Raw genomic sequence first — 13,933 nt, 5'->3', positions numbered from 1 at the left:
AGGTCCCCCGCGATCAGTCGCGGGCCGCCGCCCGTCCAACCCTCAACCCGGCTGCCGCCCGACGGACATTCGCAGCCGTTCACGAAGCACTCCCTCACGCCCCGAACTGGGCGTGGAACGGCAAAGACGATCTCCGCCCGCCGGGAGGGACGGCGGGGCAGATGCGGTCAGTGCTCGGTGAGGTCCCGGATGTCCCAGCCAGCGCCGGTCATCGCGTCCGCGTACTTTTTGCTGCGGTCGCGATGGGCGGCGAGCACCAGCAAGTGAGTGGGGCGTGTCGCGCCGACGAAGACGAGCTGCACGGCGGCCTGGACGCTCTTCAGTTCCCGCAGCGGGTCGCTACTTTCGGCGATCATGCGCAGCGCCTCGGTCACGTCGAACTTCCTCCCTGTCTTCCCCAGGCACTCCAGGATCAGTGTTGCCGCGTGGGTCTCGCCCTTCGCGCTCTGGATGGTCCCGGGTACGGCCCGCACCGCCGGTACTGCGGCGATGGTCGCGGGAGCCGACCCGATAGCCGCGCCTGCCGCAGCAGCCGTGGTGAATTCCATTTCAGACTGGCGCAGTTGGCAGCCGTCGAGGAGCTTCAGCTGGACGGCCAGCTGCTCGGTGGCCTCTCCCCAGCTCGCTGCGTCGAACTCGTTCGCGTTGACGAGGAGTTCACGCAGCAGGATCCGAACCCTCCCACCGGCTGTTGCCATTGACCTCTCCAGGCGGCCGAGGGCCGGGAGCCCGTCGCCGGTCGGTGACGAGACGGACGCGCGCACGGCGTTCCACAACTCGGTGGCCGCTTCGTAGCTGTCCGGGCCTGATTTCCACCGGGCGCTTGCCGCGCGGGCCGCGCCGATCAGGGTACGGTGAGCCGTCGGGCGGCTGGTCGGGGTGTATCCGGGCAGATAGCAGGAGATCGACTGCGGGTAGACGGGTGAGGTTTTCGGGTTCTGTCGCGCGCCCAGTACACGCGGTGGACGCCGCACCAGGACGTCCTCGGGGACGGTCACAGCGGCCATGCGCTCGAAGGTCGGTACGACGTCGGACACCGTCGTCTCGTCGAACAGCAGAACCGCCACCTGGCCGTCGGGGCCGGCTCCGCGGACCTGCTGAGGCCGCCGGACGGTCAGGCGGCTGGCCACGGCCGCGATCTGCGGCCCGAAGCGGCGGCTGACCTGCAGCTCCGGGGCCCCCGGCAGCGGGAACAGCGAGGCGGGCCCGCCTACGGAGGCCGCGTCGCTGTAGATGCCCTGGTTGGTGTCGCCCACCCGCTGCACGACGGTGGATGAGGAAGCGAATACAACGTCCAGCAGTTCGTGCTGGGCGGCGCTGGTGTCCTGCGTTTCGTCGAGGAGAACAAACGGGAAGCGCGTGGTGACAGCTGCGGCGATACCCGGGTGCCGGGCGAGATACTCCTGAGCGATGGCGTACATGTCCTGGAAGCGGAAGATGCCCCGGCGCGCGAGAGTCCTTTTGAGGTCGGCCAGTTGTTTTCCGCTGGGAGAATGGGCGCCGAAGGGCAGATCCCTGGCCGCTCCGGTGACCGCGAGTTCGCCGTCCCGGTAGGTGAACGTCGCCCCGGTGACGATGCCAGTGCCCTCGTGCTGGCGCCCCACATAGCTGCGCAGGGTGGAGTATTCGGGGCGCTGCAGGAGCTGGAGCGCTGCGGTCTCGAAGGCCGCGTCGTCGACGGACCGGACCTCCACTTTCCTGTCCCGCACGGCCGGCAGCCCGAGGAAGGTGTGCACGAAGGACTGGATGGTGCCGATGAAGTGTGGATAGCGCAGAAGGCTGCGTCCTGCGGCGAGAATGCCCACTCGGTCGGCGATCTCGTTCTTGGCCGTGTTGGTGTGCGACAGCACGCACACCCCGCGGGTCGGGGAGGTCCACGCGTCGGCCATCAGCGCGAGCTTGAGCCCGATCAAGGTCGTCTTGCCCGACCCCGGGGCGGCCTGCAGGTCTTGGGTGCTCTCGCTCTGCAGGAAGTCCCACTGCTCGGCATCGAGCGGGTCCAGCCCCAGGAGCTTCACCATGGCCTCCACCTTGTCGGTGGCGAAGGCATCGGACAAGTAGGTGCGGGTCACGGGGCCACCTCGCCGCACAGGTACGTGAAAGCATCGAGCAGGTAGGGCGGGACGTCGCTGTGAGTCAGCGGCGTCGAGGCGAGCAGCTGGGCGGCGAACTGTGCGGTGATCGGCTTGCTGACGTTGTCCAGCTTGAGCGGCCGGTAGATCTTCAGGGCGGCCTCTTCCAGGGAAAGGCCCTGCCCTATCCACGTGTCGACCACCCGGTCGGCCCGTGCGATGGCCTTCTCCGTCTTGTCGGCGTCCGGCCAGGACCGTGCGGCTGCGGATGCCAGCTTGACCGCGCGGTACATCAGCCTGGCCATGGTCCAGGACGTGACCGCGAGGTCGTACTCCAGCGTCCACCAGTCGGACACGAACGTCTTCACCGGCCCGTCGTCGCCGGTGGTGAGGTTCGTGACGTACGCGGAGATCTCCTCTTCCGTCATATCCGTCCAGCGCACGAGCTTGCCCCTCATAGCCTCGGGAGTGCCGGCGGGAACGAGATCACGGTCGCGGATACAGGCCACGCGGACCGGAATCTGCTCACCAGTGCGTTGGAAGACCCGGCTGTAGCGGAACAGGCCGACGTGGCCAACGTTGACCACGCTGATCCCGTGTTCGTTGAAGGGCATGCCCAGGGCGTCGGCGAGCGCGGGCAGGAAGATCGCCTCGGCGTCTCCCTCAACCATCGCCAGCCCCCGGGCGAAGAACATGTTCGCCTTGGTGACGTCCAGGAACCGGGTCAGGAACGCGTAGTCCCCCTCGGTCAGGCGCGTCATACCGCGCCGCAGCGGAAACGTACGCCCCCTCGCGACGAGGGTCAGGCACTCGACCGGCGTCGAGGAGGCGAGGTTGGGGCTGTGGGTGGTGAGGATGACCTGCACAGGCGCCCTGTCACCTTCCTGCGGCTTCTGCGCCTTGTCCCGCAGCAGGTCCATGATCCGGGTCTGCAGCTGGGGGTGGAGGTGCGCCTCGGGCTCCTCGATCAGCAGCAGGGGAGCCAGTTCGTTCTTGCCCAGCAGGAGCAGCTCTGCAGCCATAAACAGGGCGTTGTTGTAACCGAGTCCGCGTCGCGTCCACTCGTCGGATGCTGTGAAGAGGTTCAGTTCCAGCCGCTCCAGCGCGCGGACCAGCGTCGCATCCGTGGCAACGCTGATCTTGGCGCGCAGGACGTCGTCGCCGATCGCGAACCGCTGCAGGTACGCCGAGTTGATGTCCTCACTTACCTCCGCGACAGCCTTGTTGTCGCGGATATCGCACTCAGCTCGCCGCAGAATTCCCCTCAGAGTCGACGGGGGTTCATCACCGGTCGGGTCGAAGTCGTCGACGTCCTGGTCCTTCATCGCCGGGTAGCCAGCGAGGATCTGGGACAACCGCGACCCGCGGCCCGAGCGCAGCTCCGCCTCTGCATCCCGAAGGGGGCGCAGGTAGGTAGCGCGCAGGAGTTCGCGAGCAGCGCCGTCCAGGGCGGGGCCGTTGCCGTCCGGCCCGGTCCGGGTGGTGACCGAGACCCGGTTGCGCAGCGGATCCATCCGCTGAGCCTTGAACGTGACACACAACCAGGCGGTGCCGTCGCGGTCGTGGGTGAGCAATTCCAGGAAGACCGCCTGCTCCTCGGTCGACAGATCGGTGAAGGCGCACCCGATGGTGAAGGTCTCCGCCCTCCCGTCCTTCCCGAGGTGGAAGTCGTCCTGGGAGACCCGGTAGTAATCCGATGCTGCGGACTGCAGGCACAGCCGGATCGCGTCGACAATCGCCGTCTTCCCGCTGTCGTTCTCCCCCACGAGCACATTAGTCCCGGCCGTGAACGACAGGCTCAGCGCATCATTCCGCTCGCCCTCGCCCTGCGCCGCGGGTCCGAAGACCCGGAAGTTCTCGACCCGCAGATGCGCCAAGTACACACAGTCCCCCGCCAGCAGAGGCCGCGACACCTCTTATCCGGAAAGGAGCCCCCGGGCGGCGCGGCCCTTGATCGATAATTTCGGAATCCTACGCTCTTCGTGGTCCCCGCCCGGGGAAAATCCGGCAGACCGGTGGGCACCAACACCGCGAGGGCAACTCCCCCGGTGGCGGCAACGGAGCGCTAGGCGCTGGTTGTAGACCGCACGACGCGGAGGGGTGCGTCACAAGCCGACGGGTTCTTAAGCAGGGGGTTTGCTTCATGAGCGGGTGGTCGCACCGTGTGCTCACCGCCAGGCCCGCCAAGGCTGGCGGCGAAGGTTAGGGGCGCAGGAGTGTGCCCAGCGAACCCTTTGAGCTCGTAACACGATCTTGCTGAAGTGCGCTGATGGGGCGTAACCGGTGTGACGATTCGGCTGTTCGTGAGGGTGTGGGCACTCGACCGTGGATCGTTGACGATGAGTTGTGGGCGGTGATCGAGCCGTTGCTGCCTCCGTGGCCGGAGCGGTCGCCGGGGCCGCGTCCGATGTCGGACCGGCTTTGCCTGCAGGGCATCCTGTTCGTCCTCTACAACGACATAGCCTGGCAACTCCTGCCCTTGGAAGTGGGTTTCGACTCAGGGCAGACGTGTTGGCGCCGCCTGGACCGTTGGCAGAAGGCAGGGGTTTTCGGAGCAATGCTCAGGACCTGTGGATCGGCCTCGGGTTGGAACGTGAAAGGGCGTACCTTCCCGAGTGATCGATAGGTCACCGAGTAGACCGACGTTGCACCGTCGGTTGGGAAGGCACGCCCATGCTCAGCGTAGTCAACGAGGACGGCACCACCGAGGCCGGTTCTCTGATCGACGAGATCGTCCGGGAGGGTGCCCGGCGGATGCTGGCCGCCGCCTTGGAGGCGGAGGTGGATCAGTACATAGCCGAGCTGGCCGGGCAGCGTGACGGTGCCGGCCGTCGGCTGGTGGTCCGCAACGGCCGGCACCGGCCGCGGATGGTGACGACGGCCGCAGGGCGGGTCGAGGTTGCCGTCCCGCGCGTGAACGACAAGCGGGTCGACGAGGAGACCGGCGAGCGCAAGCGGTTCTCCTCGAAGATCCTCGCGCCGTGGTGCCGGAAGTCCCCGAAGGTCAGCGAGGTGCTGCCGCTGCTCTATCTGCACGGCCTGTCCTCGGGTGACTTCGTGCCCGCGATGGAGCAGTTCCTGGGCTCCTCGGCTGGGCTGTCGCCGGCCACGGTGACTCGGCTGACGAAGCAGTGGACCGCCGACCACGCGGAGTTCCAGCGCCGTGACCTGGCTGAATCCGACTACGTCTACGTGTGGGCCGACGGTGTCCATCCCAAGGTCCGGCTCTCGCAGACGCATTCGTGCCTGTTGGTCCTGATGGGCGTGCGGGTGGACGGCACCAAGGAGTTGATCGCGATCGCCGAGGGCCTGCGTGAGTCCACCGAGTCTTGGGCGGACCTGCTGCGGGACTGCCGTCGCCGCGGGATGACGGATCCGATGCTCGTCGTCGGTGACGGCGCGATGGGATTGTGGCGGGCCCTGGCGGAGGTGTTTCCGCAGGCCAGGCACCAGAGGTGCTGGGTTCACAAGACGCGGAACGTCATGAACGCGCTGCCGAAGTCCGCGCAGCCCGGAGCACGGGCGGCCCTGCAGGAGATCTACAACGCCGAGGACCGCGCGCACGCGGAGAAGGCAGTCACCGCGTTCGAGAAGGCGTACGGCGCGAAGTGGCCCAAGGCCACCAAGAAGATCACCGGCGAGGTCGACGAGCTGCTGGCGTTCTACGACTTCCCCGCCGAACATTGGGTGCATCTGCGCACGACGAATCCGATCGAGTCGACGTTCAGCACGGTGAAGCTTCGGACCAAGGTCACCCGCGGTGCCGGCAGCCCGGCCGCCGCCCTCGCGATGGTCTTCAAGCTCGTGGAATCCGCCCAAGCCCGCTGGCGAGCGGTCACCGCACCCCACCTCGTCGCCCTCGTCCGGGCCGGCGCCCGCTTCGAGAACGGCCACCTCATGGAACGGCCGGAAGGCAAGGCAGCATGAACAGCCGGCACCAAAGCGACGAGCCCGCCGAGCACCGGCGATTCACCCACTACATGCAGGCCCTGCAGACCGTCGCCGCGGCGGACGAAGCCGACCTGCTGGCTGCTGTTCTCCGCGACGAGGACACCACCATGGCCGCCAGCGCGGTGAGCCGACACATGGACCGCCGGGCCACCGAACTTCTCACCGACCCGGCATTCACGGCATGGGCCCAGGCCATGTCCAGGGTGATCGACCAGCACGACTTCCTCACCACCCGACTCCTCGAATGGTGCCTGCTCAGGACCCTCGCTCTGGGCGAACCGTGGGCCGCCGAGGAGCTTACCGACGCCTCCGACTGGCTCCAGCGCACAGCCGTGACCACACAGATCGTCACCGCACCCGACGTCCTGCGACTACTCGCAGAACGCGGGAGGACCCGCCGAGTCCGCAAGGCGGCCCAGCACCGACTCCATCACCTCAAGAAATCAGGCTGACTTGATCCACAAGTCTTGACTATTGCTCGGGGTTTTCGATCGGTTGCACCGGGTCCTGCTCGCCAAGCTGAACGCGGCCGGCGAACTCGACTGGTCGCGCGCGTGCGTGGATGGCTCCCACATCCGCGCGAAAAAGGGGGGCCCGACACCGGTCCGTCGCCGGTCGACCGGCGGAAGACGGGCAGCAAACACCACTTGATCCGCGACGGACGCGGCACCCCACTCAAGGTCATTACCACCGCGGCGAACGTCAACGACGTCACCCAGACCCTCGCCCTGGTCGACGGCATCCCACCTGTCGCGGGCCGCCCCGGCCGGCCCCGCCGACGACCCAAAGCCCTCCTCGGCGACAAGGGCTACGACTCCAACCCCAACCGTGACGAGCTGCGTCACCGCCGGATCCTGCCCGTCATCTCCCGCAAGGGATCGCCGAACATCAAGGGCCTGGGCAAGCTCCGATACGTCGTCGAGCAGACCTTCGCCCTTCTCCATCACTTCAAACGACTCGCCGTCCGCTGGAAACGCCGCACCGAACTCCACTACGCCTTCGTCTCTTTGGCCTGCAGCCTGATCTGCTGGAGACGCCTCAAGAAGGCCCGATCATGATCGCGCCACGAGCTTTTGGCTACAGCACACACCACTCACCCAGAGGGCCAGCCGCCCGAGTCTGGGCGAAGTCGTGCACCAGGTCCCACGCCCGATCAACATCCAGGACAAAGTCGCCCGTGAACGCGGCGAGGCCGTCCATGATCGGGACTTCAACCTCGGCACCCGAGGGCACGGTGCCGTCCCCTACGAGCAGAGACATCCGCTCGGTGTCACTCATCAGGTGGACGACAGCGTGATCACCCCGGAACGCCAGGGTCAACACAGGGAACTCCCTGTTCGGCGACCGAACCTCAACGAACCCCTCACCACGAGAACGCAGGTCGCTGAAGCGGTCTGACAGGTCCTTCACCTCTGAACGTCTTTCAACCAGATGGAACAGTCCCGACTCCGGCGAAGTCGCCGCCCACACCACGCTCATCCAGTCGCTCTTCCTCACACAGGTCATCGCCCACGATCCAGGGCCACGCTCCCACGCTCCACCACGACACGACTACTGGGATTGAGCCGCATAATCGTGTTACGAGCTCTTTGATTTCTTCGCCACCGGTTGTTCGACAACCGGGGCGGTGCCCCGGGGAGATGGTCCCCGGTACCCGCGCACTGCTGGAGTTACTGCTACAGGGTCTTCCGACCGCAACGAATGCCGCGTGTGATTTCTGCACACGGCGCACGGCCCGCGGGTGCTGTTTTTCATGTCAGGCATCCGCCCTGTCTTCGTTGAGGTCTTCGCCTCGGCTGCCCCCGGCCGGTTCCCCCCACCGGCCGGGGGCCGCGGTGTATCCGGGCACGGAAGTGACCCGAAACCGGTAGACCGTCCGGGTCGCGTCCGGCACGCTCCAGGAATGGAAGCGCACATCGCCTCGCTCCCCGTCGTCTACGCGGACGAGTCAATGAACTCCGGGCAGAACCTCCTCGACCCGAACCAGCCCGTATTCAGCGTGGCCGGAGTGCACCTGCCCGACGACCTGGCCGCGTCCATCGTGGACGAAATCAGGGCCCAGATACCGCCCTCCCAGAAGGAGCCAAAGTACACCTCGCTGGTGCGCTCCTCGGGCGGCCGGAAGGCCCTGATGCGGGCGTTCGCGCAGCTCCCGGAGGGAAGCGTTCGGGTCAGCTACGCGCACAAGGGGTTCATGGTCGCCACCAAGATGGTCGACATCCTCGTGGAACCTCTGGCCCACCGGGACGGACTCAATCTCTACGAGAACGGGGCACTGCAACTGGCCGGAATGTTGCATCTCATCGGGGTGACCACGGGATTTGAGGCCAGTCACAAGAAGATGCAGGAAGCGTTCGTCGGTTGGATGAGACGACAGACCAGCACCGACAACCTGTTCGCCTCCATTGCCGAACACCGAAAGTCGGTCTCAGTGCAGAGCGAGGAGCTGTCGCAATGGCTCGAGCTTCTGGAGCACTGCCGTTCCGTAGCCGACGCAACCAGCCGGGAGGACAGGGACGATTCGCTCGACCCTGCCGTTCCGACGCTCTACGTCATCGCCGCCGGGTTCCGAGAAGACCTCGGGGATTTCCGTCTCGTTCACGACGACTCCAAGGTAATCGATCGCCACTCGGCAAACCTGAGCAGCGTGCACCTGCTCCCCGACGTCGCCCGGCCAGGGAAATTCAACAGGCAGGCGGCAAGTCACATCTCATTCGCGGACAGCCTCGACCACCCGCAGTTCCAGATCGCTGACTGGACGGCGGGTGCCGTGCGCCAGTGGGCTACCTGGCTGGCTGTCGGCGGCAGAGACCGGTTCGCCGAAGAGCTTGGCCCCGTGGTCGACGCGTGGTCGCTCTGGGGGGTCTGGCCGCCGAACCCGGAGGGCTGACGGGCGTTCGTGGCCTGTTCGTGTTCGGTCTCCCGCGAAGCGGGTTCCGACTGCCGAGCGACCGGCTGCCCGGGGCCGGTGATGGCGGGTTGGGGTGTCCGGCGTGAGCCCCATGGAGGGGATCGTTGTGTGCCCTTCGGCGGGCCTGCCAGGGATTCCGGCGGCCGGAGGGGGGCCCGGAGGTCACCTGGCAAGCCGTCAGGAGTGCAGTGAGGCCCGTACAGGGATGAGGTGCCGGGCTGCTCGCCCCTGCCTTCTGTGCGGGTCTCCATTTTTCGTGCCGGATCCCGCAGTGGGCGTCGCGATCGATCGGCCGTCCTGCGGGGGGTGGCCGTCGTCTTTTGATCCGCCAGGCTCTCCTCCTCCATCAGTGAGACCAGCTCCGCGAGACCTGCTGGCGGCCGTCCGCGAGCAGGCCCTGGGAGGAGGAGTAGAAGGTTCCTGAAAATGGCCTCTGGCCTACGGAAACGCGAGGGGTCGGTGCTTCAAAATGAGCACCGCGTGCCCAAAATAGGCACCGCTCCGGGTCCTCCCCGCCGACGCGGAGTGTTCCGCCCGCGCTGTCGGGGGTCAAGGACCTCCAGGAGTCCACGCCGGCGCGGGGGCGTTCCGCTGCGCGGGAGGCTGTCGTCCCGGCCCTTGCCGTACTGCCCGCCGACGCGGCGCCAAGCCGGTCCCGAAGCAACCCGCCAGCTCGCCGCCGCTACGGGCCGGCGGTTCGGGGTGCACTCCGTGCCGGCCAAGATCCGAGCCATACGCGGACCAGCCGCCTACAGTTTGGCCGCACAGCGGCCGTTTCCGCTGGTCAGGGGTCATGCGGGGCGTGTATCCCCATCAGACGAAGAACCTACTGGCACTCCGCCCAGGCGGCTGATTGGGACCGCTCGGCACACTAATCCCCCGGCACCTTGCCACACCCGCACAGCCAGGAGGCCACCTGACCAGCGGGACAACATACCTGACGGCCCATCAGAACGAGCGTCAAATGAGCGTCACGATGCCTCGGCGAGCGTCATTTCAGCGTCAAGATATCGCCCGTAACGCCCACAGTGCACATAACGCACACCACCCAAACCTGCAGGTCAGACGCCCTTTGCGATGGGTTCGAGGATCGCCACGCACTCCACATGGTGCGTCATCGAAAAGAGATCCAGCAAAAACAAGTGAAAGAAAGTCACGGGTCAGCGGCCCGTGAGGCTCAAATCGGACAGGCCGCCGGTGTGCGTTACGTGCAGAGTGGGCGGAATATGCAGCGCGCTGACGCTTCCTGCCTGTGTCCGGGCGCGCGACAAGAGCCGGGCGAGGGCCGGCTGCGAAGTCCGCGCGGCGTCCATTCAGCACCTGTGGGTCCGGGAAGCCGGTGAGGCTCGGAGGGCAGGGCCTCACGGTGTTGGCGTCCCGTCATCTGGTGTAGGTGATCTTGGCTGGGAAGTACCTCTACGCCAACCGAGTGGTGAACACCGCTTTCGCGATACTTCCGTGGCCAGGAGCACGCCGACACCCGTCGGAGAGCGGGTTCAACATGACCGGGACCGGCGCATCGCGCTGCTCATGATGTGTGTCCTAGCATCTTGCGAAGCATTGGGGAGAGGACCAACAGTCGGGACTGTCCACGCCCGTACGCCGCTGCTGCGAGCGCACCGACGGCAAGGGCTGCGCCGATGGCGGCCTTTTTGCGCGAGCTTGTGCCAGCGGGCCGGGAAGGGGACGCGGGGGCCGGCGGCTGGGTGATCACCCGGGGGTACGGCCGCACGGCCGCCGTATAGCGGCGTCGGCAGACCTGCGCGACCCGTGCACGCCCCGCGGGTGGCAGTGCGGAGAGGCGGTCCAAGAACATCGACTCATACCGGTCGACCTCGCGGCGCAGCTCCGCGGCGGCCGCGTCGCCGAAGAGCTCCACGAAGGCGGCGTAGACGTTCAAGGTGCCCGAGGCGACGTCCTGTTCGTAATGCCCGAGGTCGTTCGCTATGTCCGCCAGCACTTCCACCGGCCAGAGCAGGTCTCTGGTCGCGGCGTCCATCGACCGTCCGCGCAGGGCGAAGGTCATGGGTCGCAGCAGGCGTACGTCGGTGGGTCGCAGTTCGACCAGGGCCAGGGCGTCCTGACGGGTGACGGTGCCGCGCGACGTGGTGGCGTTCTCCAAGCGGATGAACCGTTCCGCCTCGTCGACCAGGAAGGCCACGTCCTCGTTCCATGCCCCCAGGACCCGCAGCACCTTCTCGAAGGCCTTCTTGTACGTATGGAACGCCTCGTAGTCGTTGTTGCGCTCGGCGTCGAAGTCCACCGACGAGTTGCGTTCGGCCACGGAGTCGACGCGGTAGACCAGGACTCGACGCCGAGCAGCACGGGCGTGAGACGTAAGCGCTGCCGGCGCGCGGCACCTCGTCCACGACGTAGTACATCCGCAGCACATAGTCCCGCGTGATGCCCGCCGCCTTCCCCAGCGGGGTAGACGCCAGGCGTGCCAAACCGTTCACCATGTTTCCTTTCCGGAGGTGTCCGGGGAGCGGACGTCGACGCGCGCCAGGCGACCGCGAAGCCGACCACGAGCCCCAGCATGACGCCGCCCACGACGTCGGCGGCGTGGTGGGCGTCCGCCAGCACGCGGGAGACGCCGACAGCCGCCACGAAGGTCGAGCCCAGGCACAGGCACAGCCACCACGGCGGCGTGCCGGTACGCAGCACGACCAGGAGCACCATGAGGATCAGCGTCGCGGAGGCCATGTGCCCGGACGGGAAGCTGTACCCGGGAGCGGGGACCGTGCCGTCGACCGGCGGCGGCATCGGCCGCCGCACCAGCGCTTCGAGCGCCGTCTCCGCCGCGAACTGAGCGCCCGCTACTGGGCGGTGATCGGCGGCCTCGCCTGGCACTGGAACACCAGCGAGTGGCTGCTGGGGGTGGTTCTGGCGCGCGGCGGCCGGCACACCGCCGGGCTCACGGCCGGACCCCTGCTCGTGGGCGAGGACCGGCTCACCCACCAGGCCGACCGTGCCCTGGACCGGGTCGCCGCGGCCACCCCGGAGGACGAGGAACGACTGCTGCAGGAGTACCTGCGGTGCTTCGGCCACCTGGTGTACAGCCTCGACCCGGCCGAACCCACCGCGATCGACGATCCTTCCGTGCTCCGCTCGGTGATCGCGGGCCGCCGCGACGGCGGCGAACCGAGTGCCCTGGCACCGGCATCGAGCCCTGGCGGCGCCCCGGCACCCCGGCTCGGACGCGGGCCGGTCGGCCGACTACGGCGCGGGGTCCACCGGTGGGCGTACCACTGGAGCGGAGTACGGGACGAGGCCCTGCACTCCTTCACGCTCGGCTGGCCGTTGATGCGGGCCGGCTATCTCGAACTGGGCCGCCGACTGGTCCTCGCCGGCCTGCTCGACGTCGAAGACGACGTGTTCTACCTGACCGGGGAGGAGCTGAGCGGCTGGGTGAACGCCGATGCGGACGACCCGCGGTGGCGCGCACTGGTCCGTGAACGCCGACTGCGGCGCCAGAGGCAGCGGCGGCTCGACCCGCCCGATGTGGTCCCCGCCGACGCGCGCATCACCCTCTTCGGGTCCGACATCACCTCCTTGGCGCTGTTCGGGGCCGAGCGGGGGCAGGACAAGGGCGACGGGCTGAGCGGATCAGCGGTGAGCCCGGGCAGCTACACGGGCCGGGCCCGGGTGATCCACGAGTTCGCGGACGCGGGCACACTGGAGAAGGGGGAGGTCCTCGTCGTACGCCAGGTAACGCCGGCGTGGGCGCCGCTGCCGGCCCGGGCCGGCGCGGTGGTGGCCGACGTCGGGGGCGCGCTGTCCCACGGCTCGGTGGTGGCGCGCGAGTACGGCATCCCGGCAGTGATGGGCGTGCGGACCGCGACCTCGCGGATCGGAACCGGGGACATGCTGGCCGTGGACGGCGACAGCGGCACCGTGAGGTTACGGAGTGAGGCGTGACCCCGACCGAGTCCCCGCCGAGGAGCACCGGCACGCGCGGCCGGGTGATCCAGGTGCTGCTGTTCGTGGCGGTGGGCATCAGCCTGGTTTTCACCCTGTGGGGTATGGACCGGGACCATCTGTGGGCGGCGCTGAAGGGAGCCGACTGGCGCTGGCTGGCCGTGGCCGTCCTGGCCAATGTGGCCTCGTGCGTGGCGTGTCCGCTTACCTGGAGAAGGCCGCGCAGCGGCAGATCGAGCGGGACAACCTGGACGAGCTGATCGCCGACTTCGACAAGACCCACGGCCCCGCCGACCCGGAAGCCGTTGCAGCCAAGCGGGCCAAGCTCACCGGCGGCACCTCCTCCGACGCCGGGACGGCCGCGTGAGCGGCGCCCTGATCCTGGACAGCGAGGGCCTGGCCAAGGCCGTGCAGCGCGACCGCGAGGTACACGAGTGGCTCACCGCCGCCCGCGACGCAGACCTTCCGGTGATCACCTCGGCGGCCGTGCTCGTCGAGGTGATCCACCCCCGGATCAACGACGCCGCGCTGAAGTGGACGCTGTCCCGGCTGCGGGTCGAACCGGTCAGCCAGGCGCTCGCCCAGTCCGCCGCCACCCTGCTACGCGCGGCCGGACTGCACGGCCACAAGTACGCCATCGACGCCATGCTCTGCGCCACCACCCTCGCCCAGCCAGGCCGCGTCACCATCCTCACGTCCGACGTCGTGTACATCACCCTCCTCACCACCGACCACCCCCGCGTGACCGCCGAGAAGATCTGACGCGGGCCGCCGCATCGGCGACTGCTGCGATGGAGTTACGGTCGCTTGGAGTGGCCCCCGAAATTCCGACACCTGGACGCTGGATGATTCGCCATCCAGGGGAAGTGCTCCAAGGCGGCAAAGCGGAAGAACTACCCCGAAGAGTTCAAGCGGGACGCGGTGGACCTGGTGGGTTCCTCGCCGGACCGTTCCCTCACCGACATCGCCCACGGCCTGGGCACCCATCTGGAAACCCTGCGCAGAATGGGTCCGCGAGGACCGGACCCGCGCCCAGGCGGCGGACGGCGGGGGTGGCACCGGCATGACCCCTGACGAGAAG

11 protein-coding genes and 2 pseudogenes are annotated in these 13,933 nt (G+C 67.8%); 8 read left to right on the top strand and 5 right to left on the bottom strand.

What is annotated here, in order from left to right; genetic code table 11:
- Positions 1 to 167 precede the first annotated feature (167 nt).
- Complete coding sequence (locus OG599_RS27685; RefSeq protein ID WP_327178686.1) at positions 168 to 2,072, bottom strand: UvrD-helicase domain-containing protein; 1,905 nt, start codon at positions 2,070 to 2,072, stop codon at positions 168 to 170.
- On the bottom strand, positions 2,069 to 3,949 hold the full coding sequence (locus OG599_RS27680) for an ATP-dependent nuclease (protein ID WP_327178685.1): 1,881 nt from the start codon (positions 3,947 to 3,949) through the stop codon (positions 2,069 to 2,071). The genes OG599_RS27685 and OG599_RS27680 overlap by 4 nt, the downstream gene beginning before the upstream one ends.
- A 392-nt stretch (positions 3,950 to 4,341) precedes the next feature.
- Here OG599_RS27680 and OG599_RS27675 point away from each other — a divergent pair.
- From OG599_RS27675 to OG599_RS27660, 4 genes and pseudogenes are all read left to right on the top strand, one after another.
- Positions 4,342 to 4,623 (top strand): annotated as a pseudogene (locus OG599_RS27675) (transposase); the annotation flags it as partial.
- A 122-nt stretch (positions 4,624 to 4,745) separates the two neighbouring features.
- On the top strand, positions 4,746 to 5,999 hold the full coding sequence (locus OG599_RS27670) for an IS256 family transposase (RefSeq protein WP_327174240.1): 1,254 nt from the start codon (positions 4,746 to 4,748) through the stop codon (positions 5,997 to 5,999).
- On the top strand, positions 5,996 to 6,475 hold the full coding sequence (locus OG599_RS27665; RefSeq protein ID WP_327174239.1) for a hypothetical protein: 480 nt from the start codon (positions 5,996 to 5,998) through the stop codon (positions 6,473 to 6,475). The genes OG599_RS27670 and OG599_RS27665 overlap by 4 nt, the downstream gene beginning before the upstream one ends.
- A 102-nt stretch (positions 6,476 to 6,577) precedes the next feature.
- Positions 6,578 to 7,081, top strand: coding sequence for an IS5 family transposase (locus OG599_RS27660; protein ID WP_327178684.1), 504 nt, complete (start codon positions 6,578 to 6,580; stop codon positions 7,079 to 7,081).
- A gap of 19 nt (positions 7,082 to 7,100) precedes the next feature.
- On the opposite strand, the gene OG599_RS27655 is transcribed toward OG599_RS27660, so the two are convergent.
- Positions 7,101 to 7,502: a hypothetical protein gene (locus OG599_RS27655; RefSeq protein ID WP_327178683.1), complete on the bottom strand. Its 402-nt coding sequence runs from the start codon at positions 7,500 to 7,502 to the stop codon at positions 7,101 to 7,103.
- A gap of 424 nt (positions 7,503 to 7,926) precedes the next feature.
- On the opposite strand from OG599_RS27655, the gene OG599_RS27650 reads away from it, so the two are divergent.
- The gene (locus tag OG599_RS27650) at positions 7,927 to 8,913 is read left to right on the top strand and encodes a DUF3800 domain-containing protein (protein ID WP_327178682.1); all 987 of its coding nucleotides are present in this window, start codon (positions 7,927 to 7,929) and stop codon (positions 8,911 to 8,913) included.
- A 1,549-nt stretch (positions 8,914 to 10,462) separates the two neighbouring features.
- Here the strand turns inward: OG599_RS27650 and OG599_RS27645 are convergent.
- Together OG599_RS27645 and OG599_RS35515 are read right to left on the bottom strand one after the other, a co-directional pair.
- Positions 10,463 to 11,218 (bottom strand): hypothetical protein, encoded by a 756-nt coding sequence (locus tag OG599_RS27645; RefSeq protein WP_327178681.1) that lies wholly within the window; start codon positions 11,216 to 11,218, stop codon positions 10,463 to 10,465.
- A 278-nt stretch (positions 11,219 to 11,496) separates the two neighbouring features.
- Positions 11,497 to 11,637 (bottom strand): annotated as a pseudogene (locus tag OG599_RS35515) (hypothetical protein); the annotation flags it as partial.
- Between OG599_RS35515 and OG599_RS27640 the strand changes: the two are divergent.
- From OG599_RS27640 to OG599_RS27630, 3 genes are all read left to right on the top strand, one after another.
- Positions 11,638 to 12,852, top strand: a complete 1,215-nt coding sequence (locus OG599_RS27640; protein WP_327178680.1) for a PEP-utilizing enzyme — start codon at positions 11,638 to 11,640, stop codon at positions 12,850 to 12,852.
- 196 nt (positions 12,853 to 13,048) lie between these two features.
- Entirely contained in the window at positions 13,049 to 13,219 is a 171-nt protein-coding gene (locus tag OG599_RS27635) for a hypothetical protein (RefSeq protein WP_442809564.1), read from the top strand.
- Positions 13,216 to 13,614 carry a DNA-binding protein gene (locus tag OG599_RS27630; RefSeq protein WP_327178679.1) on the top strand — a complete coding sequence of 133 codons (399 nt, stop codon included), beginning with the start codon at positions 13,216 to 13,218 and terminating at the stop codon, positions 13,612 to 13,614. The genes OG599_RS27635 and OG599_RS27630 overlap by 4 nt, the downstream gene beginning before the upstream one ends.
- Positions 13,615 to 13,933: the final 319 nt, after the last annotated feature.

The organism is Streptomyces sp. NBC_01335, from assembly GCF_035953295.1.
Taxonomy (GTDB): domain Bacteria; phylum Actinomycetota; class Actinomycetes; order Streptomycetales; family Streptomycetaceae; genus Streptomyces.
This window is presented reverse-complemented; position numbering and strand designations above follow the sequence as displayed.

Bases quoted from the DNA above. Each gene is read 5' to 3' on its own strand.
- OG599_RS27665 (WP_327174239.1), top strand. From the start codon at position 5,996: ATGAACAGCCGGCACCAAAGCGACGAGCCCGCCGAGCACCGGCGATTC.
- OG599_RS27650 (WP_327178682.1), top strand. From the start codon at position 7,927: ATGGAAGCGCACATCGCCTCGCTCCCCGTCGTCTACGCGGACGAGTCA.
- OG599_RS27670 (WP_327174240.1), top strand. From the start codon at position 4,746: ATGCTCAGCGTAGTCAACGAGGACGGCACCACCGAGGCCGGTTCTCTG.
- OG599_RS27655 (WP_327178683.1), bottom strand. From the start codon at position 7,502: ATGAGCGTGGTGTGGGCGGCGACTTCGCCGGAGTCGGGACTGTTCCAT.